The sequence below is a fragment of the Nitratireductor sp. CH_MIT9313-5 genome (assembly GCF_037029545.1).
Classification (GTDB): domain Bacteria; phylum Pseudomonadota; class Alphaproteobacteria; order Rhizobiales; family Rhizobiaceae; genus Chelativorans.
This window is the reverse complement of the sequence record NZ_JAYMER010000014.1, coordinates 540,118-563,054: the sequence shown is the minus strand read 5'-3', so window position 1 is coordinate 563,054 and position 22,937 is coordinate 540,118. Positions and strand designations below refer to the sequence as shown.

The window sequence follows — 22,937 nt, the reverse complement described above, 5'->3', positions numbered from 1 at the left end:
AGGCAATAGCAGCTAGAGCGTCGTGGTTCAGCCGCGGCGTCCACGATCAGATAGCTTGCTCCACCAACAAAGTGTTTCATGCTGTGGCCGAGGGGTCGCGTCTTTATTTGCTTGAGGACCGCTGGCACAGTGGCTTCGACCTCAGGAGGGGACATAATGAACAACAAGAGTGAGCGACCTGTCATCAAGCCTTGGAGCGAAGTGGCTTCCGATCTGGTGGATGTCGCCATGGGGCGCAAGCCCGCAGACCTCGTGGTGCGAAACGGACGCTGGGTGAACGTGCATTCCGGCGAAATCATTCCCGGAACGGATCTTGCCATCGTTGAAGGGCGCTTTGCCTATTGCGGGCCCGACGCAAGCCACGCCATCGGCGAAAGCACCAAGGTGGTGGACGCGATGGGGCGTTATCTCGTGCCGGGGCTGTGCGACGCGCATATGCATGTGGAAAGCGGCATGGTGACGGTTACGGAATTTTGCCGCGCGGTCATCCCCCACGGCACTACCTCCATGTTCATCGACCCTCACGAAATTGCGAATGTGCTGGGGCTTGAAGGCGTAAAGCTGATGCATGACGAGGCCTTGGCGCAGCCGGTCAATGTGTTCGTGCAGATGCCGTCCTGCGTGCCGTCTGCGCCGGGCCTGGAAAACGCCGGCGCATCGGTTGGTCCTTCGGATGTTGCCGACGCCATGCAGTGGGAGAACATCATCGGGCTGGGCGAAGTCATGAACTTTCCCGGTGTGGCCGGCAATGATCCGACCATGGTGGGAGAGATTGCAGCCACGGTGAGTGCAGGCAAGACCGTTGGCGGGCACTACGCCTCGCCCGAACTGGGTCGCGCCTTCCACGGCTATGTTGCCGGTGGTGCGGAAGACGATCACGAGGGGACGCGCGTGGAGGACGCCATTGCGCGCGTGCGGCAAGGCATGAAAGCCATGCTGCGTCTTGGCTCGGCGTGGTATGACGTCGCAAGCCAGATCAAGGCCGTGACGGAGCAGGGGCTAGATCCGCGCAACTTTATTCTGTGCACCGATGACTGCCATTCCGGCACGCTGGTCAATGACGGGCATATGGACCGCGTGGTGCGCCATGCAATTGCGCAGGGGCTTGCGCCTGTCACGGCCATTCAAATGGCGACGATCAACACCGCGCAGCATTTCAAGCTCGAGCGGGAACTTGGTTCGATCACCCCGGGGCGTCGGGCCGACCTTCTGATCGTCTCGGACCTTGCCACGCTGAAGATCGACGAAGTCTACGGACGTGGGGTTCGGCTTGCGCGCGCGGGCAAGCTTGAGGCGGACATGCCGGCCTATCCCTATCCCGCCACAGCGCGTGACACGGTGCGGCTGGGGAAAAAGCTCAAGGCCTCAGGTTTCGACATTCCGGCTCCGGAAGGAGCGCGCTCGGTCAAGGCGAGGGTTATAGGTGTGATCGAGAACCAGGCACCGACCCGCGCGCTGACGGCAGAACTTGGCGTTGCGAAAGGTCTTGTGTCGATGGATCGCCGCAACGATGTCTGCCAGATCGCGCTGGTCGAGCGGCATCGCGGTACGGGCGCGGTGACCAACGGCTTCGTATCCGGCTTCGGCTATACGCAGGACTGTGCAATGGCCTCGACCGTGGCGCATGACTCCCATCACATGATCGTGGTCGGCACGAACAAGGAGGACATGGCGGTTGCTGCCAATCGGCTGGGCGAGGTCGGAGGTGGCGTGGTGATGATCTCCAAGGGCAAGGAACTTGCGTTGGTGGAGATGCCGATTGCCGGGCTTATGTCGGAGGAACGTGCGGAGATCGTCGCACAGAAAGCGTCACGACTTGCCGAAGCCATGCGCGAAATGGGTTGCAGCCTCAACAACGCCTATATGCAGCACTCGCTTCTGGCGCTGGTGGTCATTCCCGAATTGCGCATATCCGATATCGGACTTGTGGATGTCACGCGCTTCGAGAAGGTGGACCTCTTCGTGAACGACTAGCGCAAGGTCAGGCCAAGCACTTCGAAAGGCGTGGTGATGATGATATCGGCTGTGGTGCCGATGGTCTGACCCACGCCTGCGCCAAGCGAACCGATACGGTCGGCGAGATCGTCCTCGAAATCCGTATCGTTTTGATCGCGCAGAAGGCCCTGACCCAGAAGTCGAACCAAGGCGGGGTTTTCCGCAAAGGTCGTATGGTTGAGTGCATCGCCCCCGGAGACGGAGGTGACGTCGATTACCGTCACCCCGAACTGTGCGAGGTCTTCCGCATAGGTGTAGTCGCCCACGCGCGGCTTGTTGCCCGCGATCAGGCCCGAGACGCTCAATGCGCGGTCGCGTTGCGAGGTCAGCACATAAAAAGGCTTCTTTGGCTTGCCGTAGCGGCGCATCTGGCTCTTGAAGACGTCCACATCGATATCGGGTGAGGCGAGAACCACATCGCCCAGGCGACCCTGCAGTGTCGGATCTCCCGCGATGGCGAGCTGCCGGAGCGTTTCCATGGTCAGCCAGCTGCCCATTGAATGCGCGACGATGTCGATACGCTCGGCGCCAGCCTCGACCACAAGCTTCAGCGTTTCCTCAAGTCGGTCGCGTGCGAAGGTGGCGCTGTTGTTGTCATAGACATAATCAATGGTTCGTGCCGCCGACGCCCAGGTGAACAGTATGGGACTGCCCTGATAGTCCGCGTCATGCACGACCTGCGTCATGCGGTATATGGCTTCATCGAAAGCGGTGTTGAAGCCGTGGATGAAGACCAGTGCACGTCCTCCACGCTCCTTGATCGAGCGCGCCAGCTCCGACTTGAAGTCGTCATGGGCCGGAAAGATGCCGATGCTGTCGGCTGCGAAATAGCGCGCCGGATCGGCGACGATCGGATTGGGCGCCTTCTCGATCATCCCTGCTTCATGCACCGCTGGGACAGTGACACTGACCTTCGCGAATGTCGTTTCATCCGCACGTTCGCCCGCATAGACCACGCCGGGTTCGGACGAGAAGCCGCGGGAGGTGGCTACATAGATTTCGTGTCGGGCCGCAATGTCGTTTTCACCCGCTGGCGCGATTGTCTGCGCGATCAGCCTGTGCCGCTCAACCGTGGTGCAGCCGGTGACGGACAGGGCCAAAGCCAGAGTGACAAGCGCGAATCGCGAAGATGAAGAAGAGGCCATTCGCCTATCGACCCCAGAAAACGGGCGTGAAGATGACCAGAACGGCAAGAATTTCCAGGCGCCCCAGAAGCATGGCAAGTGCCATGATCCATTTGGCGGCATCCGATAGCGGGGCAAAATTGCCGGCAGGGCCAATCACGGGGCCAAGGCCAGGGCCGACATTGGTCAGGCCGGTCAGCGCCGCAGAAACAGCGGTAACCAGATCAAGGCCGGTCGCCGCCAGCATCAGGATGATGACCGCCCAGATCACGAGGAAGGCCGACATGAACAGGACGACCGCGCGCTGCAGGTCGTCTTCCACAGGCCGGTCGCCATAACGCACGGTCAGGACCGTGTTCGGATAGACGAAGCGGCGCAGACCGTTTGCCAGAAGCTCGAACAGGATCAGGAAGCGGTAGGCCTTGATGCCGCCGGTCGTGGAGCCCGAACACCCACCAAGGAACATCGCAACAAAGGCAGCGGCCACTGCGAACGGTCCCCACTGGCCGTAGTCTTCGGTGGCATATCCCGTCGTGGTGATGATCGACACGAAATTGAATGCGGCGTGGGTGAGCGCGTCGAGGAACGGCCGGTCGTCGGTAATGCGAAGGTAAATCGCAACCGTCAGCACGAATATCAGGACATAGCCGCCATAGACCCGGATCTGGGGGTCGCGAAGGGAATCGAGACGTCCGCGCACCAGGAACAGGATGAGGATCGAGAATGGCAGTGCGGCCAGGAACATGAAGAACGTGCCGACCCAGAGGATCGCGTAATTGTCCGCGTAATAGCCCATCGAGGCATCATGGGTGGAAAAGCCGGCAGTTGCGACGGTGGTCAATGCATGGTTCAGCGCATCGAAGGCGGTCATGCCGGCGGCTGCATAGGCAAAGCCACATGCGACAGTCAGCGCGGCATAGATGCTGACCAGCGCGACCGCGAATGTGGAGAAGCGGTCGAAGGGTCGATCCTCAATGTCGGAGGATTCGATCTTGAAGTAGGAAACCCCGCCAACATTCAGAAATGGCAGAATAAAGAGGCCCAACGCGATCACACCAAGCCCGCCGATCCATTGCAGGATCGAGCGCCACAGGAGGAGGCCGGGTGGCAGCCCGTCAAGACCGACAATCACCGTGCCACCCGTGGCCGTAGCCGCGGAAACGGATTCGAACACGGCATCGGCGAGCTTGAGCTCTAGCGAAGAGGCAATCAGGGGAATCGAGCCGACAAAGCAGGCGGTGAACCAGAGCATGTTGACGACCAGGAAGCCAAAGCGTGATGAAAGCGCTGGCGCGCGTCCGCGGGTCGCAAGCGAAACTGCAAGAGCAAGCCCGCCGGTGAAGAAGGATGAGAACGCGAATACCCGCCAGTCCTCGTTGCCATAATAAAGGTCGACGACTGCTGGAATCAGCATGGCAACGGACAGATAGATGGCAAACACCGACGCGATGTGAATGGCAGTCCTGACGGCCAGATATTGCACGGATTTCCTATCCCCTAACTACCCCGAAGCGCAGGATTGGCCGATCTCGGCTTGATTGAGCGCGACAGTGGCTTCAACCTCGCCGATATGCAATAGCAGCCTGCGAATTGGAATGACCATGGTCGCAAAGGCCACAGAAGAAGAAAGAGACCGAGAATGAGCCTGAAGCCGGCACAGGTTACAGAAGCGGGTAAGGCGCTGAGAGGGCTCTTCGAGCCTACGCCGCTTCAGCTGAACGATTATCTTTCCAAGAAGACTGGCGCGCGCGTCTATCTCAAGCGTGAAGATCTGACGCCGGTGCGTTCCTACAAGTTGCGTGGTGCCTTCAACTTCCTGCGCAAGGCGGTCGAGCGTGATCCGGGCCAGAAGCACTTTGTCTGTGCTTCGGCCGGCAATCACGCGCAGGGGTTCGCCTATGTCTGTCGGTACTTCTCGCGAAAGGGCGTGGTTTTCATGCCGGTCACGACGCCACAACAGAAGATCGACAAGACGCGTATTTTCGGCGGCGAGTTCATCGAGGTGCGCCTGGTCGGCGACTATTTCGATGCATGCTATCGTGCTGCGGAAGATTATGCGCAGGAGAATGACGCACTGATGGTGCCGCCATTCGATCATCCCGACATCATCGAAGGGCAGGCGACGGTCGCTGCCGAAATCGAGGAGCAGTTGGGCGAGGGGCTGGATGATGCGCTCATGATCCTGCCGGTCGGCGGCGGTGGGCTTTCTGCCGGTGTGACGGACTACCTGCAGGCGGCGGGCAAGACTACGCGCTTTGCGTTTGCGGAGCCGGCCGGAGCGCCAAGCCTGCATGCGAGCCTTGAAAGTGGAAAGCGGCAACGGCTCGAAAAGGTGGACACCTTTGTGGATGGAGCTGCCGTTGCCGAGATCGGCAAGGAAAATTTCAAGCGTCTGAAGCGGTTCAGTGCAGAGGACGTGCATCTCGTGCCGGAGAACCGGCTCTGTGCGACCATAGTCGAGATGCTTAATATCGAGGGTGTCGTGCTGGAGCCTGCCGGTGCGCTGGCGATCGACACGCTGAAGGACTATTCGCGCCAGATCTTGAAGGGAAAGACCGTCATTGCGGTCGTTTCCGGCGGTAATTTCGATTTCGAGCGACTTCCGGAGGTGAAGGAGAGGGCGCTGCGCTTCGAGGGGCTGAAGAAATATTTCATTTTCCGTTTCCCTCAGCGCCCTGGTGCCCTGCGGGACTTTCTCGATTTGTTGGGCCCTGATGATGACATTACGCGCTTCGAGTATCTGAAGAAGTCCGCGCGCAATTTCGGCTCGGTACTGATCGGACTTGAGACAAAGAATGCGAAGAATTTTCCCGCACTCATGAAAAAGTTCGAGAAGGCAGGGTGGTCGTTTCAGGACATCACCGAAAACGACACTATCGCCAGCCTGCTCGTGTAGGTTTCGTTGCTGCGGCGCACAATTCGTTTGCTATTTGTGCAGGCAGAGGCCATATGGGACCGGTAAGGCGCATGGGCCGACGATTTGTTTCGGCCTTCCCATAACAAGAGTTTTTGCTCTTCAGGACTGGTTGCGTCTGCTTTCCGCCCACTGAAACGGGATGGGAAAAGCCCCGGGATGCACTATTCCGGGCGCGACAGCGCAGCCGCCCGGTGTTTGGTCACCGGCGCCTTGTCGTTCATCACAAGATTGCAAGCAGGTTGCGCCCTGCTCATGGATTCTGCCGCTTCGGTTCACGATGCGGCTCAAGAAGAGTTACAGATTTGACCGAACAAACAACGACGACCCAGACACAATTTTCGGATCTGGGCATTTCCGGTACTTTGCTTGCGGCAACCAAGGCTGCAGGCATGGAAGAGGCCAAACCGATCCAGGCGCAGGCCATTCCGCCGTTTCTCGAGGGCCGTGATATTCTCGGTGTTGCGCAAACGGGCTCCGGCAAGACAGCTGCTTTCTCGCTGCCGATTCTGTCGCGCATCATCGGGCTTGGCACGAAGCGCCGCCCGCGCACGGCCCGGGCTCTGATCCTCGTTCCGACGCGTGAACTTGCCGTGCAGATCGAGACGGTGGTGAAGACGCTCGCCAAGGGCGCGCATGTCTCCACCTGCCTCGTGCTTGGCGGCGTATCGCGCAATTCACAGGTCCGGCGCATGCAGCAGGGCGTGGATGTTCTCATCGCAACGCCCGGCCGCCTGACCGATCTGGTGCGCGAGAAGGAAGTTATCCTCTCGGATACGACCTGGCTCGTGCTCGATGAGGCCGACCGCATGCTCGATATGGGCTTCATCAATGATGTGCGGCGCATTGCAAAGGCAACGCATCCCGCACGTCAGACCGCGCTGTTTTCCGCGACAATGCCAAAGGAAATAGAGCAGCTGGCAAACACGCTGCTGCGCGAGCCGGTACGCATCGAGATTGCCAAGCAGAGCACGACGGCTGCCGAAATCGAGCAGAGTGTTGTCATCGCGCGCACCAAGCAGAAGCGGAAATATCTCTCCGACCTGCTGACCGATGAAAGCATGAAGCAGGTGATCGTGTTCGCGCGCACCAAGCATGGTGCCGATCGCGTCACCCGTGATCTGGAGCGCGATGGCTTCAATGCCGCCGTCATCCACGGCAACAAGTCGCAGAATGCCCGTCAGCGCGCACTGAACGGTTTTCGTGACGGTTCGGTCCGCATCCTCGTTGCGACCGATATTGCCGCACGCGGCATCGACGTGCCGGGCATCAGCCATGTGGTCAATTTCGATCTGCCGGATGAGGCAGAGAGCTATGTTCACCGCATTGGCCGTACGGGACGAAATGGGGCGAATGGTGCTGCGATCACGCTGTGTGATCCAACGGAAGCCTCCAAGCTGCGGCAGGTTGAGCGCATCATCCGCATGAAGCTGCCGGTGACTGCGGACATTACGGATCAGCCTGATCCGGTGCGTCCTGCTCAGGCACGCGGTAGTGAAGGCAGTGCGGAGGGCCAGAAAAAGCCGGCGCAGCCGCATCGTCAGCATGCGAAGCGCAAGGGCAACGGTCCCGCGCAGCGCAGTGGCGAGCGGACGGAAAGCCAGCAGCGCCGTCCACGGCGTGGTCGCGGGGGCGGTCAGGCAGGCCGCGCACGCGGCAAGGCCGCCTGACGCGCAAGCAGACTGGAACAAGATCCAAGGCGCGGACTTCGGTTCGCGCCTTTTTTGTTCCATGGGGTGACCAGGGTCTGGCCCAATGGCGCAGCGGTGAAGCCTGCGTTATCGGGTAGGAACGTAGAGGAGCGCTCCGGGCGCTGGAGGAGATTGACGCAATGGCAGGTATCGCTGCGCTGGCGACCGCTTACATCTTGTCGCAGTTCTACCGTTCGTTTCTGGCGGTTCTGACACCTGTTTTGACAACCGAGCTTGGTGCGACCAAGGCAGAGCTTTCAACAGCCTCGGGTATCTGGTTCGCCGTTTTCGCGTCCATGCAGTTCGCTGTGGGTGTGTCGCTCGACCGGTTCGGACCACGCAAGACTGCGTCCATCATGCTTGCAATAGGCGGTGCGGGTGGGGCTTTTCTGTTTGCAGCTGCCAGCGAGCCATGGATGGTTATTGCAGCCATGGCGTTGATCGGCTTTGGCTGCTCGCCGGTTCTCATGGCCTCGATCTACATTTTCGCCAATGCCCATCCGCCGGCACGTCTGTCCATTCTGGCTTCCACTATCCTGGGCGTTGGGATGCTGGGCAATGTGATCGGCGCCTCTCCGCTTGCAGCGGCCGCAGAAGCTTTCGGATGGCGAACCGTTCTCACGGGGCTGGCGGTTGTTACCTTGGGCGTTGCAGCTGCCATCTACACGCTTGTGCGTGATCCGCATATCGCTGAGGAGCATCGAGCCACCAGTGGCTTTTCAGGCTATCTGGACTTGATGAAGCTCAAGGCACTTTGGCCTATCCTGCCGCTGGTCGCGGTCAACTATGCCGCAGCTGCAAGCATTCGCGGGCTTTGGGCCGGACCTTATCTTGCGGATGTCTATGGCGCGACTGCACTGGCCATAGGCAACGCCACACTATTCATGGCCCTGTCGATGTCGGCCGGATCATTCATCTATGGCCCGCTGGACAATGTGTTCGGTTCACGCAAATGGGTCGCGGTGGCAGGCACTTCCATCAGCTTAAGTGCGCTGGTCTTCATGTCTTTCGTGCCGCAGAACAGCTTCGTCACCACGACCTGGCTTCTGGTGGTGCTTGGACTGTGCGGCAGCGCCTATGGCCTGCTGATGGCGCATGGTAAGGCGTTCATTCCTGCCCATCTGACGGGCCGCGGCGTCACGCTTCTCAACTTTTTCTCCATCGGCGGTGTCGGCGCCACGCAGTTTGCTACGGGAGCGGTGGTGACTGCTGCTTCGGTGCCGGGAGAGCCGGTGGCAGGCTATCGCGCGCTTTTCATCTTCTACAGCGTGGTCTTGTCCGTTGCGCTTTTTGTCTATCTCTTTTCCAAAGACGCAAAACCACAAAGAGGCGAAGATGATGCGAGCCTTAATGTGTCGAGCCGTATCCCCAAGGCACGTTAGTGGGGGTAAGTGAAATAATATTTCGCTTCCCGTGCTTTCGCGCCTGCTCCATGCGTGCGGTTGCGGGGCCTGGAGAAAAACGCGCCTTGCAAGCAGGCGGAGCGGTTTCTACGCTGGCTGGAAATATGCCGCGCATGAAATATCTCCTCATGCGTCTGGCGTGAAAACAAGCGAGGAATTCATGCAGCCTTCCGTTATCGAAACCATCGGCAACACGCCGCTTATCCGTCTCAGACGTGCTTCTGAGGAGACGGGATGCGAAATATACGGCAAGGCCGAGTTCCTCAATCCAGGCCAATCCGTAAAGGACCGTGCCGGGCTCTTCATCATACGGGATGCAGAAAGGCGCGGTCTATTGCGTCCAGGTGGCGTCATTGTTGAAGGAACTGCAGGCAATACCGGTATCGGGTTGACCGTGGTTGCGAAGGCTTTGGGTTACCGCACGGTAATCGTGATCCCGGAGACGCAGAGCCAGGAGAAAAAGGACGCACTGCGGGTCCTCGGCGCCGAGTTGATCGAGGTTCCGGCGGTGCCGTACAAGAACCCCAACAACTATGTGAAACTGTCCGGGCGGCTTGCCGAAAAGCTCGCAAAGAGCGAGCCCAATGGTGCGATCTGGGCCAACCAGTTCGACAATACCGCCAATCGCGAAGGACATATCCAGACGACTGCAGAGGAAATCTGGGCGCAGACCGGTGGGAAGGTGGACGGTTTCGTCGCTGCGGTCGGCACCGGCGGCACGCTGGCTGGCACCGGGTTTGGACTGAAAGCCAAGAACAGCAATATCAAGATCGCCATCGCCGATCCGATGGGAGCGGCTCTATACAACTACTACGCCAATGGCGAGTTGAAGTCGGAAGGCGGCTCCATCACCGAGGGCATCGGTCAGGGGCGCATTACCGCAAATCTTGACGGCTTCCAGCCGGACTTCGCGTATCAGATATCCGATGAGGAAGCGCTGCCGATCGTATTCGATCTGGTTCAGGAAGAGGGGCTTTGCCTTGGCGGTTCCTCCGGCATCAATATTGCTGGTGCCAAGCATCTGGCGCGGGAACTGGGACCCGGGCACACCATCGTGACGGTGCTGTGTGACTATGGCACGCGCTATCAGTCGAAGATGTTCAATCCGGATTTCCTGCGGTCAAAGAACCTGCCTGTGCCCGGCTGGATGGAAGGGGCGCCTGAAATCGAGGTTCCCTTCGAGGATGTTGCCTAATGGCACCCACGGTTGAAGCGCTGTTTCGCGAAGACGCGTATCTGAGGGAGACGGACGCCGTGGTGACAGCGGTCACGGATGACGGCGGCATATTGCTGGACAGAACTGTCTTCTATGCCACATCCGGCGGGCAACCCGGCGATACCGGTACGCTGGAGCGTGAGGACGGTGAACGGCTCGCGATCGTAGAAACCGTCTGCGGAGCTTCCAAGGACGAGATTATACATCGCGTGACAGAAGGGGCGCAGCTTCCGGAAGTGGGGGAAACGGTTCGACTGACCATCGACTGGGACAGACGCTATCGTCTGATGCGGATGCATACGGCCTGTCATCTTCTGAGCGTCGTATGCCCGCAGCCCATTACGGGCGCTTCGGTCAGTGAGCAGGATTCGCGCATCGATTTCGATATGCCGGACGGCGCTCCGGGGAAAGACGAGGTTACCGCAAAGCTGATGGCGCTCGTCGAGGCAGATCATCCCGTCTACACCAGGTGGATCAGTCAGGATGACCTGACAGCAAATCCGGGGCTCGTGAAGTCAAAAAATGTGCGACCGCCCGAAAGTGCCGGGCAAATCAGGCTGGTTTGCATCGGCGAGGAAGACAGCATCGACAGCCAGCCTTGCGGTGGTACTCATGTGGCGCGCACTGGCGAGGTCGGTGAGATTCACATAGGCAAGATCGAGAAGAAGGGACGGGAGAACCGCCGCTTCCGCATACGGTTCGGGCCCTTGCCGAGTTGATGGATATTGCCTTGGCACCTCGAACGTGAAACCACTTCGTGCTCAGGGCATTGTCCCAGCAAAAGGTTCCGGAGGTTTCATGGACGAGCAACGCCGCTTCATCGTTTCGGCTGACTGGCTTGAGAAGCGACTGGGGGAGCCTGGTCTCTCCATAGTCGATGCATCATGGTATCTGCCGGCGCAAAACCGCAATGCAGAAGCGGAGTATGACGCTGCGCATATTCCCGGTGCGGTGTTTTTTGACCATGACCTTGTCGTCGACACCGACTCAAAACTCCCGCACACGCTTCCTGATCCGCTGACATTCGAACGCCATGCGAGTTCCATGGGTATTACGCGGAAGGACACGATCGTCATCTATGACGGCCCGGGCTTTTTCACCGCGCCAAGGGCCTGGTGGATGTTCCGCGTCATGGGGGCAAGTGATGTCTTCGTTCTGGACGGTGGGTTCGATCGCTGGAAATCCGAGGGCAGGCCGGTTACCTCCGAACCTACCAAGACAGCTTCGGCCGTATTTGATCCGCAGTTCAACAAGGACGCGGTTGTGGGTTTTCAGGAAATGCGGCGTATTGTGGAAGAAGGCAGTGTGCAGGTGGCCGATGCGCGTTCGAAAGGGCGTTTCGATGGCTCCGAGCCAGAGCCGAGGGAAGGCATGCGCTCCGGCCATATGCCTGGTGCTGTAAGCTTGCCGGTCATGACCTTGTCAGACAATGGCAGCCTGCTTGATCGTCAAGAACTTCAGAGGCGCTTCCAGGAAGCCGGTCTTGATGCAGAAAAGCCGGTAGTTGCCACCTGCGGGTCGGGCATCACTGCTGCCGCAATCGTGCTCGCGCTAGCGGAGGCGGGGCATGACAATGCGAGGCTTTATGATGGGTCATGGAGCGAATGGGGTGGCCGTGACGACACGCCAGTGGCAACTGCCGAATGATGGTATTGGCTGACGAAACCCGCGCTGCCAGCCTGCGAGCCGTGGTGACGCGGCTCAAGATGGAAGGTGAGCCATCGCACTATCCCCATGCTCCCTTGGGGCAGAGCCTGGCACTTATGCGCGCCGAGAACATCCAGCCGCATTTCTACCGCTATCTCTACGACCGGGTTGGACGGGATTGGCACTGGACTGCAGCACTTCGCCTTGAAGACAGCGAATTGGAGAAGCGTCTGCAAGATCCCGCGAATGAAGTTCAGGTTCTTTATCTGGATGGAGCTCCTGCCGGTTTTTTCGAGCTGCGCGAGGAGGGAGATGCCTGCCGCCTCGTTCACTTCGGCCTTATGACCCATGCGATGGGCAGGGGGCTTGCCTCCTGGTTTCTGGGATGTGCTATACGAGCGGCATGGAGTCGGTCCAAGTCGCAGATCACCGTGGAAACCTGCACATTGGATCATCCTGCCGCCCTTCCGCTATATCAGCGGGCAGGGTTTACGCCCGTGGAGCGGCGAGAAGAAGAACTGGTGCCGCTCACAGCGGATGAGCGCAAAAACATTGTATGCCGGTGATCGAGGGAACCATTCGCGCTTTACAAGCTTAACTTCAGCTATAGTTGTGCGTGGCAAAACCTTAAGAGCAGCCAGAGTGGCCTATGACTGATTATCCGTCCGAAAGCCCCGAGCCGGTAGAAGACTTTCTGTCACTCATTCCTACCGGAGCTCTCCTGGAGGTTCTGCCAATCGGGGTCTATGCGTGCGACAGCGAAGGAAGGATCATCTTCTTCAACAGGCGTGCTGCAGAAATTTGGGGAACGTCGCCTCAGCTTGGTGACAACGTGGCGCGCTTCTGTGGTGCACATCGTCTTCGAAGCCCCGACGGGGAAATCGTGCCTCACGCTGACAGCCCAATGGCTCAGGTGTTGCAGGATCGAACGGCGTTCCGTGACGGAAAGGTACTGATAGAGCAGCCGAATGGAACGCTGATCACGGCGCTCGTCAATATCGATCCGGTCTACGAGGCTGACGGCACCTTTCGCGGCGCGGTCAACTGCTTTCAGGACATCAGCTCGGTCGAGCAGGCGCATGAAAATGTCGTGCGCAAGGAACGTGAGCTGGAAGACACGCTGGCCGTTCTGCCTGCTGCCATCTACAGAACCGATGCTGACGGCCGCATCACCTTCTACAACGATACCGCACGCGAGCTTGCAGGGCGCAAACCGGAACTCGGGGTAGACCGCTGGTGCGTATCGTGGAGGCTTCGCACGCCCGATGGTCTGGAATTGCCCTTGGACGAGTGCCCGATGGCAGTCGCACTGCGCACCCAGGAGCCGATTTTCGGGCAGGAGATTATCCTGGAACGTCCTGACGGTGGGCAGATACCCTGTCTGGCATATCCGACGCCCCTGTTCTCCGACGGCAAGATGATTGGCGCGGTGAACATGCTGGTCGACATTACCGAGCGCAAGCGTGCTGAAGAGCATCAGGTCCTGCTGATCAATGAGCTGAATCATCGGGTGAAGAACACGCTTGCGATGGTTCAGTCCATCGCAAGCCAGACCTTGCGCCGGAGCAGTGAGCCCAAGGCCTTTGTCGCCAGCCTGAGCGGGCGTATCCAGGCATTCGCACGTGCGCACAACATGCTCATCCAAGGGCCCAATGGCACCCAGCTTCAGCAACTGATCGACGATCAGGTGATGTTTGGCGGCAAGAACAAGGACCGGGTGATATGCAAGGGGCCGACGGTATTCCTCGAACCGCAACTGGCATTGCATCTGGCGCTGGTGCTTTACGAGCTGGGTTTGAATGCGCGCCAGCATGGTTCCTTATCCACTCCCGGGGGGCAGGTGCTGGTCGAGTGGCGTGTCGATGAAGATAACCAGTCCCGCGATCTGCATCTGTCCTGGCGCGAAGTCGGTGGGCCAACAATTTCTGCCGATCAGTCGAGCGGGTTTGGCCGGGCGCTTATCGAGAAGAGCTTGCGTTCTCACGGAGCGGAAGCTCATATGCGCTTTGAGCCGGGTGGCCTTGTCTTCAGCATCAATCTGCCGCTTCCGCGCTTCGTTCCGGGAGCCAGTTTCACCAATCCCCTCGACATCAACGCCCCCCGACCGCATCTACAGCCGGCGGATATGCTGGAGGGCAAGCGCGTGCTCATAATTGAGGACGAACCACTGGTGGCGCTCGATATAGAAAACATGCTCGGCGAGAACGGATGCAAGACGCTCGGTCCGGCAAATACGGTGGAAAGCGCCCTGGAGCATGTCGCTCTCGGTGGTTTCGACATGGCCCTGCTTGACGCAAACCTGCAAGGGGAGGGGGTAGATGAAGTCGCCGAAGCGCTTACAAGATCGGGTGCGAGCTTTGCCTTCGTGACCGGCTATGGCCGTGACGGCTTGCCTGAAGGATTCCGGCAGGCGCCGATGGTGTCGAAACCGTTCAGCGAGGAAAGCCTGATCGCCTGTATAAGCGAGGTCATCCTCGCTCGAACTTCCAAGGCCGGACCTGCGACCAATCCGCCAGTCGCAATCTGAGGAGTTTCGTTCAGCCAAGCTTCATCTTCAATTTTCCATCTTGTGAGGGCCCTGAGGCACCTTTGTACAGGACGGAGATAATCTGATGCTTTCACGCCGATCGATATTGTTTGGGATTGGGGCAGTTGCTGTCACACCTGCTGCGGCTCTCGCCCAAGCTGCCATGCCATCCGAAGCTCAAATCCAAATGCGTCTGGAGGCTGCACCAAAGCTGCGTGTCGCGCCCGACAAGCGCGTGACGGTGGAGCAGTTCAAGCGCCGTTCGGAATTGCGCAGAGCAGCACCCTCCATCGATATCCAGGCGATCAATTTCGAATTCAACTCGGCGCGCATCCCATCGTCCCAGTACCGCAAGGTTGAAGCCATTGCGCGTGCGCTCAACAGGCTGCGCCGACGGCGGCCGGGTGCCATCATTCTTCTGGAGGGGCATACGGATGCAGTCGGGTCGGCTTCCTACAATCTCCAACTCTCCGAGGAGCGAGCCCGTTCGCTGCGACGGCTGCTTGTGAGACGGTATGGCATTCCGCCGCGCATGCTGGAGACCGTGGGTTATGGCGAGCATTATCTGCTGATCAATACACCCTATGAAGATTGGCGTAACCGCAGGGTGACCTTGCGCCGTATCGACGATTTCATTCGCTAGTCACCTGCAAATGAAAAAGCCCGCCAGACGGATCTGGCGGGCCGGGGGGAGGAAACTTTATCCCGTCAGGCGGCGATGACTGCCTTTGGCTCAGCCATTTCGTAGCCGAGCGCCTCAGCAACGGCTGCATTTGTGATGCGTCCGCGGTGGATATTCAGGCCGTTGCGCAGGTTCTGGTCATCGGCAAGTGCCTCCAGGCCCTTGTCTGCGAGCTGGAGACCATAATGCAGCGTGGCGTTGTTCAGCGCATGGGCCGAGGTCACGGGAACCGCACCAGGCATGTTGGCCACGCAATAGTGGATGATGCCGTCAACCTCATAGGTCGGCTCGGAGTGGGTTGTGGCATGGGATGTCTCGAAGCAGCCGCCCTGATCGATTGCGACATCGACAAGCACAGCACCCTTCTTCATGCCGGAAAGCATTTCGCGCGTCACGAGCTTCGGCGCGGCAGCGCCTGGGATAAGCACAGCGCCAACGATGACATCCGAGGAGAAGCATTCTTCCTCAAGGGCTTCCACGGTCGAGTAGCGCGTATGGACGCGGCCGTTGAAGATGTCGTCAAGCTGGCGCAGACGCGGGATGGAGCGGTCGAGAATGGTGACATCGGCACCCAGACCTACTGCCATCTTGGCAGCATTCAAGCCAACGACACCGCCACCGATCACCGTGACCTTGCCGGGAAGTACGCCCGGCACACCGCCCAGCAGCACGCCGCGACCGCCATTGGCCTTCTGAAGCGCGGTTGCACCGGCCTGGATGGCCAAACGTCCGGCAACTTCGGACATGGGTGCAAGGAGAGGCAGGCCGCCGCGTTCGTCGGTGACCGTTTCATAGGCGACCGCGGTGACGCCGGATTCTACCAGACCCTTCGTCTGATCCGGATCGGGCGCGAGATGTAGATAGGTATAGAGGATCTGTCCTTCGCGAAGCTGCACCCATTCCGACGGCTGCGGCTCCTTCACCTTCACGATCATGTCCGAACGCTCAAACACCTCTGATGCGGTGCGGGCAATAGCTGCGCCGGCAGTGCGATAGGCATTGTCATCGGCACCGATGCCGGCACCTGCGCCGGTCTCCACCAGCACCTCGTGACCATGTGCGACATATTCACGAACCGCACCCGGCGTCAGGCCGACGCGATATTCGTGGTTCTTGATTTCCTTGGGGCAACCGACACGCATGACCGTTCCTTTGGCCGTTTGAAAAGTGAGCGATTACTGATGGAAGCATGAAAATAGCGGGCATGTCCTTGCGAAGTTCATTGTGCTGGGTTCTCTTTTTCGCATATCCTTGCAAGAAAAGAGGGGAAGGAGAGAGAAATATGCGAGCATCGGCTTTGGACCGGATTGATGTTGCGATTTTGGATGCGCTTCAGCAGGATGGCCGGATTTCCAATGCTGCCCTAGCGGAGAAAGTGGGGCTGTCACAATCGGCGTGCTCGCGTCGGCTGGACAATCTGGAAAAGACCGGCGTTATCAAGGGTTACCACGCACAGCTTTCCAATGCCGCGCTGGGGCACCGCATGACTGTAATCGTGCATATTTCGCTCAGCGGGCAGTTCGAGAAGACGCTTACCGAGTTCGAAGCTGCGGTAAAACGTTGCCCCAACGTGCTTTCGTGTCACCTCATGTCGGGCGACTATGACTATATCCTGCGCATCGCCGCGCGCGATCTTGAGGACTATGAGCGCATCCACAAGGAGTGGCTCACCGGCATGCCGCATGTCATCAAGATCAACTCGGCTTTCGCCTTGCGGGAAGTGATCGACCGAACCGCGATCGGACTGCGTCCGGAACTTGCCTGACGCCGGCAAAGACTCTTCATCCAGATGTCATGAATTGCTGCTTGTTTGCGCGCCCAAGCCAGCGCAAACTCGTCTTTTGCAGCGGCAGTTCCAGGAGATCTACATGACCATTCGTGCAGCTTTCAGCAGACGCCAATTCATTCGCGGTGCCGCCGCCGCAGGAGCGCTTGTGGCCTTGCATCCGTTTTCCGTCCGCGCTTCGGCAAACCAGGCGCATCTGCGGATCATGGAAACGACGGATCTGCATGTGCATGTGTTTCCCTATGACTATTACGCCGACAAACCCAATGACACGATGGGTCTTGCACGTACCGCCTCGATCATCGATTCCATCCGTGCCGAAGCCACCAATGCGATGCTCGTTGACAATGGCGACTTCCTCCAGGGCAACCCCATGGGCGACTATATCGCCTATGAGCGCGGCATGAAGGAAGGTGATGTTCATCCCGTCATCAAGGCCATGAACACGCTTGGCTATGACTGCTCCACGCTGGGCAATCACGAGTTCAATTACGGGCTTGATTTCATGTTCAAGGTGCTGGACGGGGCGAATTTCCCCTTTGTCTGCGCAAACCTGACAAAAGGCACGTTGGCTGCCAATCCGCGCCAGGACCAGCTGTTCCTCAAGCCTTATGTGATCGTCGACCGCAAGGTGAAGGACGGAGAGGGGAATGAGCATGTGGTGAAAGTCGGGCTGATCGGCTTTGTCCCCCCGCAGATCATGAACTGGGATTCAAAGCATCTGGAAGGCAAGGCCATGGCGCGCGACATCGTCAAGGCGGCTGAAGCCTGGGTGCCGCAGATGCGAGAAGAGGGCGCGGATATAGTCGTCGCTCTTTCGCATTCCGGTGTCGGACCGGCGGAATATGAAGAGAATCTCGAGAACGCGTCGCTTCTTGTTGCCGGCATCGAAGGTGTTGACGCAATCGTCACGGGCCACAGCCATCTTGATTTCCCCGGGCCGAAATTTGCCGGACTGGAAGGTGTCGACAACGAAAAGGGGCTTCTCAATGGCAAGCCGGCTGTCATGGGCGGTTTCTGGGGTTCGCATCTCGGCCTGATCGACCTGATGCTGGAGCGCGACGGCAACGGATGGCGCGTCATCGATTCGACGAGCGAAGCCCGTCCGATCTTCGAACGTGTCGAGCGGGAGACCAAGCCACTTGTCGAGAGCAAGGAAGAGGTGGAAGCAGCCGTCCGTGAGGATCACGAGGCAACACTGAAATATGTGCGCACGGCGGTGGGCAAGACATCTGCACCGCTGCACTCCTATTTCGCGCTTGTGGCCGATGATCCGTCTGTGCAGATCGTGGCGCAGGCGCAGACCTGGTACATTTCCCAGATGCTGAAGGACACGCCCTACAAGGACCTGCCGGTCTTGTCAGCAGCAGCTCCCTTCAAGGCCGGTGGCCGTGGCGGGCCGGATTACTACACGGATGTGCCGGCTGGCGACGTCGCCATCAAGCATGTGGCCGATCTCTATCTCTACCCAAATACGGTGCAGGCCGTGAAGGTGACTGGAGCGGATGTGAAGGAATGGCTGGAGATGTCAGCGGGCATCTTCAATCAGGTGAAGCCTGGCGAAGCGGATCAGCCGCTCATCAATGACAGTTTCCCATCCTACAATTTCGATGTGATCGACGGGGTAACCTACAAGATAGATCTCAGCCAGCCGGCAAAATATGATCCCAAAGGCGAGATGCTCAATCCGCAGGCGAGCCGCATCGTGGACTTGCAGTTCGATGGCAAGCCGATCGATCCGGAAGCCGAGTTCATCATTGCCACCAACAACTACCGTGCCGGAGGTGGCGGCAATTTCCCCGGTATTACGCCGGAGAAGGTTGTCTTCCAGGCCCCCGATACCAACCGTGATGTCATCGTGCGTTACATCGTGGAACAGGGGACGATCAATCCTTCAGCCGATGCCAACTGGAACTTCAAGCCGCTGGATGCCACCAGCGTGACTTTCCAGACGGGGCCCAAGGGCGAGCAGTTTGCCGGTGATGTCCAGGGCGTTACCATCGAGCCTGCAGGGGAAGGCGAAGAAGGGTTTGCGCTTTACCGCATCAGCCTTTGACTGGCGCGAGCGGCTTGACAGAACCACCCGCAATCCGGCTCCTGCCGCCAAAAGTCGTAGCAGGAGCCGCTGCATGATTCGCCATATTGTGTTCTTCACCGCCAAGGATCCGCAGGACGTGGAAAAGATCGCCAGCGATCTCTCCATGCTCGGGCAGATTCCCCATAGCCTGTTCTTCGAAGTCGGCATCAATCGCAAGGTTGATCGGCTGGGCAGCGAGGTGGACGTGATCGTTTATGGCGAGTTCGAAAACGAGGAGAAGCTGGAAGCCTACAAGGAGCACCCGATTTATGAGGAATGCATCCGCCGCGTCAGGCCTCTGCGCGAAATGCGCGTTGCAGCCGATTTCGATTCGGTCGCACCGCGGCCGCTGCCGGGTGCTTCCTCATCTGATTGATCGGTAGGCGGCCAGAGCGCTTTCACGCGCTTGGGTGTGATCCACGACCGGTGCCGGATAGGCGTAACTTTCTCGCAGTTCCGCAGGAGGTTCGTGCAGCTGGCGAGAATCAAGGGCGGACAATTCGCGCACATATGTGCGGATAAATTCGCCACGCGTATCGAACTTCCGGCTTTGCAGGGTCGGGTTGAAAATACGGAAAAAGGGCGCAGCATCCGCACCGGTGCCGGCCACCCATTGCCAGTTGGCCGGATTGTTGGCCGCGTCGGCATCAACCAGCGTATCCCAGAACCATGCTTCGCCTTCTTTCCAGTGAAGCCCGAGATGCTTCACCAGGAAAGAGGCAACGACCATTCGCGCGCGATTATGCATCCAGCCGGTTTCCCAGAGCTGCCGCATGGCAGCGTCCACCAGGGGGTAGCCCGTCCGTCCGCGTTTCCAATGTGTGAGAAATGCATTGTCGGTGTTCCAGGGAAAGTGATTGAACCTGGTGTCGTAGTTTTCGGTTGCCAGATGCGGGTTATGGACCAGCAGGTGCCAGCAGAATTCGCGCCAACCAAGCTCCTTCCGGAACGTTTCCAGATCAGCAGGCGGCAGCTTGCTTCGAGCAGATGCAGCCATGATCTGCCGTGGTGTGATCTCGCCATGTGCAAGATGTGGCGAAAGGCGCGAAGTAACTTCCATGGCCATGAAATCGCGGCCGGTGGAATAGCCTTCACCCCGGCCTTCAAGGAATTGCTCCAGCCTTTCCGACGCTCCGGCTTCACCCGGCTGCCAAATCTTGTCAAACCCCTTCGCCCAAGGCGGATCGTATTCCAGAAGACCGTCAGGATCGTCTTCAAGTTCGTGCTTGTATGCGCGCAGGCTTTCAGGTGGGTCGGCGGGATCTGCGAAACTGTCTGTTGAGGAGAGGGCGCGCCAAAACGGCGTGAAGACCTTGTAGAACCCGCCCGTGGAGGTTTTCAGTCGATTCGGATCATGCAGAAGCTGGCCTTCAAACCGATGGACGGGAATGGCGTGATGTCCACATTCCACTTCCAGCAGATCATCGGCCTTGTCGGCTGCAGGTTCGAAGCGGCGATTTATGTAGATCGCTTTGATCTGCCCCTGCCTAATCAGTCCCATGACCGCCTCGTCGAGCGGACCGCGGCGGCAAATCAGGCGGATGCCAAAGGAATCAGAAATCGCCTTTTTCAAGCTGCGCAGGGAGCGAGCGCGCCACCACCGGGCGGCAGCACCCAAGGGACGGATACCCTCGGAGAGGTCTTCGACATAGACAGCGAGCACCGGATGTCCACTGTCAGCTGCAGCGCTTAAGGCCAGATTGTCGTCGAGGCGCAGGTCGTGACGGAAAAGAACCAGAACTGGCGCGTTGGAGGTCTCACTCATCGCGCTCAGCTCCGCTTGGTCGTCAGATGAAACTGGTTCAACGAACCTGATGTCAGAATACGAAGATGAAAAGCAGAATGATGACGAAGAGCGGCACGCCCAGCAACCAGAGGATTAGACCTTTAAGCATGTGATTCTCCTGCAGCAGAACTGTCTTGGTGCGACAGGAACGTGGCAATGCAGGATCGGTTCCAGACGAAGCGTCGCGCCTGCTGTTCACAGGCGGACATACAAGTAGATGTATGGAAAGAGAGTGGCTCCCCGGGCCGGATTCGAACCAGCGACCAACCGGTTAACAGCCGGTTGCTCTACCGCTGAGCTACCGGGGAAGGCCTGTGCTCTTGCGAGTGAGCGTGCCTATAGCAAAGTGATTTTCATTTTGCAAAGCGTCTATGACATTTTTTGCACCAAATTTGACGATCCCCTCGATTTCCGGGCTTTTGCGCCGCATATCATTTGTATCGAAAGCGGCGAGACGCACTGCTCCACATCTCCAAAGAAGGCACATCATGGACCGGGAAGGCGAATCTCACTGTCAATCAGCGCGTCCGCGAGTCGCCTTGTTCGGGCGCAGCATGCCGCTGCCGCAGACAAGGCTGGCGCGCATGCTTGTGGGGGGAGGGTTCGTGGTGCTGGGCATGTTCGGCTTCCTGCCAGTGCTTGGATTCTGGATGATCCCGGTGGGACTTCTGGTGCTTTCCTATGACTTCGCATCAGTCAGGCGGCTTAGACGGCGCAGTGAAGTTTGGTGGAACCGGCGGCGCCAGAACAGGCGTGACAAAGTGAGCGGGCAAAGTTCCCACAAATGATCCCATTATGGCTACCTTACCCGCTTGACGCTGAGCGCCGCGCACCATATTGAACGCCCCGACGCATGATTGCGTATGAGGCCTCGTGGCGGAGTGGTTACGCAGAGGACTGCAAATCCTTGCACCCCGGTTCGATTCCGGGCGAGGCCTCCAAATTCCCAATATCGACGAATTGACCTGTTTCCGGTCCTGCAATGCGCTTCCCGATTGTGCAGGTGATTCAGGCTGTGGGTCTGCGACCTTCGTGTCGCGGCGGCAAGTGCTCGCTGCGTCCACTTCGAAAAATATAGCTGAAGCCGGACTGTATCATGGCAGGAGCGTGGCGAGCTTGATTGACAGGTGCGGATGGCCACTATAGCAAAACTAGGGATTCTCCAGACGGACAGCGCCAGATTCTGGTGGCTCTGGATGGTATTTATAGGCCATGTGCCTTGGCGCGGCAGGCGCCCCTGGTTACGGGAATGAATAGAATGACGGTGGATTTCTCCCAGCAGCGCGAAAACATGATCGAGGGGCAGCTTCGCACCCAGGATGTGACGAATGTCCGTCTGATCGAAGCGGTGCGCTCCATTCCGCGTGAGGAGTTCGTGCCGGGGCGACGCAAGGCGCTGTCCTATATCGATGAAGATCTCGAAGTGGCCGCTGCCAGCGGTGGAAACACCGCGCGCTATCTGATGCAGCCAGCCCAGTTCGGCAAACTCGTACAGCTGGCCGATGTAAAAGCCTCCGACTTCGTTCTCGATATCGGCTGCGCTACGGGCTATTCAACGGCAGTTCTTTCCAAGATCGCCAGTTTTGTCGTTGCCGTAGAATGCGACGAGACCCTGTCGGAGACCGCAACTTCGACGCTGGCAGAGCTGGATTGCGTCAATGTCACGGTCGTGACCGGGCCGCTGGAAAAAGGCCATGCAGACGAAGCGCCCTATGACGTGATCTTCGTTGGCGGTGCCGTTGACGAGGTTCCGCAGTCGCTCCTGGACCAGCTTGGCGAAGGTGGGCGGCTGGTAGCCGTGGTCGGACGCGGCAACGCGGCACGTGCGCACCTCTTCGTAAAGGAAGATGGTGTAATTTCGTCACGCGCGGCATTTAATTCGGCCGTTGAGACGCTTCCGGGCTTCCAGCGCGAAGCGGGATTTGTTTTCTAGTAACATTCGGCAAAGCAATATTGGAACTGAGCCGAGTGGAAGATGGTATGCCTGCGAATGGGCGGGACGGCGAGCGGATGGCTCGTGAACTGGTATAAGGTCTGCTATAGGTCGACCGCACGAACGCGAGGTGGAGCGTGACGTTCTTTAGACGCA

18 protein-coding genes and 2 tRNA genes are annotated in these 22,937 nt (G+C 58.8%); 15 read left to right on the top strand and 5 right to left on the bottom strand.

Annotation, left to right across the window (positions count from 1 at the left end):
- Positions 1 to 156 precede the first annotated feature (156 nt).
- The gene (gene ade / locus WA367_RS10260; protein ID WP_336056646.1) at positions 157 to 1,974 is read left to right on the top strand and encodes an adenine deaminase; all 1,818 of its coding nucleotides are present in this window, start codon (positions 157 to 159) and stop codon (positions 1,972 to 1,974) included.
- On the opposite strand, the gene WA367_RS10255 is transcribed toward ade, so the two are convergent.
- Both WA367_RS10255 and WA367_RS10250 read right to left on the bottom strand, forming a co-directional pair.
- Positions 1,971 to 3,140: an alpha/beta hydrolase gene (locus WA367_RS10255; RefSeq protein ID WP_336056645.1), complete on the bottom strand. Its 1,170-nt coding sequence runs from the start codon at positions 3,138 to 3,140 to the stop codon at positions 1,971 to 1,973. The two genes, ade and WA367_RS10255, sit on opposite strands and share 4 nt — an antisense overlap.
- A gap of 4 nt (positions 3,141 to 3,144) precedes the next feature.
- A complete protein-coding gene (locus WA367_RS10250) occupies positions 3,145 to 4,602 on the bottom strand; it encodes a TrkH family potassium uptake protein (RefSeq protein ID WP_336056644.1) in 1,458 nt (485 codons plus the stop codon).
- A 156-nt stretch (positions 4,603 to 4,758) separates the two neighbouring features.
- Here WA367_RS10250 and ilvA point away from each other — a divergent pair, with 156 nt between their 5' ends.
- From ilvA to WA367_RS10205, 9 genes are all read left to right on the top strand, one after another.
- A complete protein-coding gene (ilvA, locus tag WA367_RS10245) occupies positions 4,759 to 6,015 on the top strand; it encodes a threonine ammonia-lyase IlvA (RefSeq protein WP_336056643.1) in 1,257 nt (418 codons plus the stop codon).
- A 323-nt stretch (positions 6,016 to 6,338) separates the two neighbouring features.
- Complete coding sequence (locus WA367_RS10240) at positions 6,339 to 7,703, top strand: DEAD/DEAH box helicase (RefSeq protein WP_336056642.1); 1,365 nt, start codon at positions 6,339 to 6,341, stop codon at positions 7,701 to 7,703.
- A gap of 161 nt (positions 7,704 to 7,864) precedes the next feature.
- A complete protein-coding gene (locus WA367_RS10235) occupies positions 7,865 to 9,106 on the top strand; it encodes an MFS transporter (RefSeq protein WP_336056641.1) in 1,242 nt (413 codons plus the stop codon).
- Positions 9,107 to 9,287: 181 nt separating this feature from the next.
- The gene (locus WA367_RS10230; protein WP_336056640.1) at positions 9,288 to 10,322 is read left to right on the top strand and encodes a cysteine synthase A; all 1,035 of its coding nucleotides are present in this window, start codon (positions 9,288 to 9,290) and stop codon (positions 10,320 to 10,322) included.
- Positions 10,322 to 11,062, top strand: coding sequence for an alanyl-tRNA editing protein (locus tag WA367_RS10225; protein ID WP_336056639.1), 741 nt, complete (start codon positions 10,322 to 10,324; stop codon positions 11,060 to 11,062). Before WA367_RS10230 ends, WA367_RS10225 begins: the two co-directional genes overlap by 1 nt.
- Positions 11,063 to 11,141: 79 nt before the next feature.
- Positions 11,142 to 11,990 carry a 3-mercaptopyruvate sulfurtransferase gene (sseA, locus tag WA367_RS10220; RefSeq protein ID WP_336056638.1) on the top strand — a complete coding sequence of 283 codons (849 nt, stop codon included), beginning with the start codon at positions 11,142 to 11,144 and terminating at the stop codon, positions 11,988 to 11,990.
- Entirely contained in the window at positions 11,987 to 12,556 is a 570-nt protein-coding gene (locus WA367_RS10215; RefSeq protein WP_336056637.1) for a GNAT family N-acetyltransferase, read from the top strand. The genes sseA and WA367_RS10215 overlap by 4 nt, the downstream gene beginning before the upstream one ends.
- 83 nt (positions 12,557 to 12,639) lie before the next feature.
- Positions 12,640 to 14,517 (top strand): HWE histidine kinase domain-containing protein, encoded by a 1,878-nt coding sequence (locus WA367_RS10210; protein ID WP_336056636.1) that lies wholly within the window; start codon positions 12,640 to 12,642, stop codon positions 14,515 to 14,517.
- An 85-nt stretch (positions 14,518 to 14,602) separates the two neighbouring features.
- Positions 14,603 to 15,160, top strand: coding sequence for an OmpA family protein (locus WA367_RS10205; protein WP_336056635.1), 558 nt, complete (start codon positions 14,603 to 14,605; stop codon positions 15,158 to 15,160).
- A gap of 65 nt (positions 15,161 to 15,225) precedes the next feature.
- On the opposite strand, the gene ald is transcribed toward WA367_RS10205, so the two are convergent.
- Positions 15,226 to 16,341 carry an alanine dehydrogenase gene (ald, locus tag WA367_RS10200; protein ID WP_336056634.1) on the bottom strand — a complete coding sequence of 372 codons (1,116 nt, stop codon included), beginning with the start codon at positions 16,339 to 16,341 and terminating at the stop codon, positions 15,226 to 15,228.
- Positions 16,342 to 16,481: 140 nt separating this feature from the next.
- Between ald and WA367_RS10195 the strand changes: the two genes are divergently transcribed.
- The 3 genes from WA367_RS10195 to WA367_RS10185 all read left to right on the top strand — a co-directional run bounded on the left by WA367_RS10195 (position 16,482) and on the right by WA367_RS10185 (position 19,438).
- Complete coding sequence (locus WA367_RS10195) at positions 16,482 to 16,964, top strand: Lrp/AsnC family transcriptional regulator (protein WP_336056633.1); 483 nt, start codon at positions 16,482 to 16,484, stop codon at positions 16,962 to 16,964.
- A gap of 103 nt (positions 16,965 to 17,067) precedes the next feature.
- Entirely contained in the window at positions 17,068 to 19,041 is a 1,974-nt protein-coding gene (locus tag WA367_RS10190) for a bifunctional 2',3'-cyclic-nucleotide 2'-phosphodiesterase/3'-nucleotidase (protein WP_336056632.1), read from the top strand.
- Positions 19,042 to 19,114: 73 nt separating this feature from the next.
- On the top strand, positions 19,115 to 19,438 hold the full coding sequence (locus WA367_RS10185) for a Dabb family protein (protein WP_336056631.1): 324 nt from the start codon (positions 19,115 to 19,117) through the stop codon (positions 19,436 to 19,438).
- Here the strand turns inward: WA367_RS10185 and WA367_RS10180 are convergent.
- Positions 19,427 to 20,827: a cryptochrome/photolyase family protein gene (locus tag WA367_RS10180; RefSeq protein WP_336056630.1), complete on the bottom strand. Its 1,401-nt coding sequence runs from the start codon at positions 20,825 to 20,827 to the stop codon at positions 19,427 to 19,429. The genes WA367_RS10185 and WA367_RS10180 overlap by 12 nt on opposite strands.
- Before the next feature lie 254 nt (positions 20,828 to 21,081).
- A tRNA-Asn gene (locus WA367_RS10175) sits at positions 21,082 to 21,156 on the bottom strand.
- 559 nt (positions 21,157 to 21,715) lie between these two features.
- Here WA367_RS10175 and WA367_RS10170 point away from each other — a divergent pair.
- A tRNA-Cys gene (locus WA367_RS10170) sits at positions 21,716 to 21,789 on the top strand.
- Positions 21,790 to 22,106: 317 nt separating this feature from the next.
- The gene (locus WA367_RS10165) at positions 22,107 to 22,781 is read left to right on the top strand and encodes a protein-L-isoaspartate O-methyltransferase family protein (RefSeq protein ID WP_336056629.1); all 675 of its coding nucleotides are present in this window, start codon (positions 22,107 to 22,109) and stop codon (positions 22,779 to 22,781) included.
- Positions 22,782 to 22,937 lie beyond the last annotated feature (156 nt).

Coding starts and splice junctions, on each gene's coding strand:
- ade (WP_336056646.1), top strand. CDS start 157: ATGAACAACAAGAGTGAGCGACCTGTCATCAAGCCTTGGAGCGAAGTG.
- WA367_RS10255 (WP_336056645.1), bottom strand. CDS start 3,140: ATGGCCTCTTCTTCATCTTCGCGATTCGCGCTTGTCACTCTGGCTTTG.
- ilvA (WP_336056643.1), top strand. CDS start 4,759: ATGAGCCTGAAGCCGGCACAGGTTACAGAAGCGGGTAAGGCGCTGAGA.
- WA367_RS10235 (WP_336056641.1), top strand. CDS start 7,865: ATGGCAGGTATCGCTGCGCTGGCGACCGCTTACATCTTGTCGCAGTTC.
- WA367_RS10230 (WP_336056640.1), top strand. CDS start 9,288: ATGCAGCCTTCCGTTATCGAAACCATCGGCAACACGCCGCTTATCCGT.
- WA367_RS10225 (WP_336056639.1), top strand. CDS start 10,322: ATGGCACCCACGGTTGAAGCGCTGTTTCGCGAAGACGCGTATCTGAGG.
- sseA (WP_336056638.1), top strand. CDS start 11,142: ATGGACGAGCAACGCCGCTTCATCGTTTCGGCTGACTGGCTTGAGAAG.
- WA367_RS10215 (WP_336056637.1), top strand. CDS start 11,987: ATGATGGTATTGGCTGACGAAACCCGCGCTGCCAGCCTGCGAGCCGTG.
- WA367_RS10210 (WP_336056636.1), top strand. CDS start 12,640: ATGACTGATTATCCGTCCGAAAGCCCCGAGCCGGTAGAAGACTTTCTG.
- WA367_RS10205 (WP_336056635.1), top strand. CDS start 14,603: ATGCTTTCACGCCGATCGATATTGTTTGGGATTGGGGCAGTTGCTGTC.
- ald (WP_336056634.1), bottom strand. CDS start 16,341: ATGCGTGTCGGTTGCCCCAAGGAAATCAAGAACCACGAATATCGCGTC.
- WA367_RS10195 (WP_336056633.1), top strand. CDS start 16,482: ATGCGAGCATCGGCTTTGGACCGGATTGATGTTGCGATTTTGGATGCG.
- WA367_RS10190 (WP_336056632.1), top strand. CDS start 17,068: ATGACCATTCGTGCAGCTTTCAGCAGACGCCAATTCATTCGCGGTGCC.
- WA367_RS10185 (WP_336056631.1), top strand. CDS start 19,115: ATGATTCGCCATATTGTGTTCTTCACCGCCAAGGATCCGCAGGACGTG.
- WA367_RS10180 (WP_336056630.1), bottom strand. CDS start 20,827: ATGAGTGAGACCTCCAACGCGCCAGTTCTGGTTCTTTTCCGTCACGAC.
- WA367_RS10165 (WP_336056629.1), top strand. CDS start 22,107: ATGACGGTGGATTTCTCCCAGCAGCGCGAAAACATGATCGAGGGGCAG.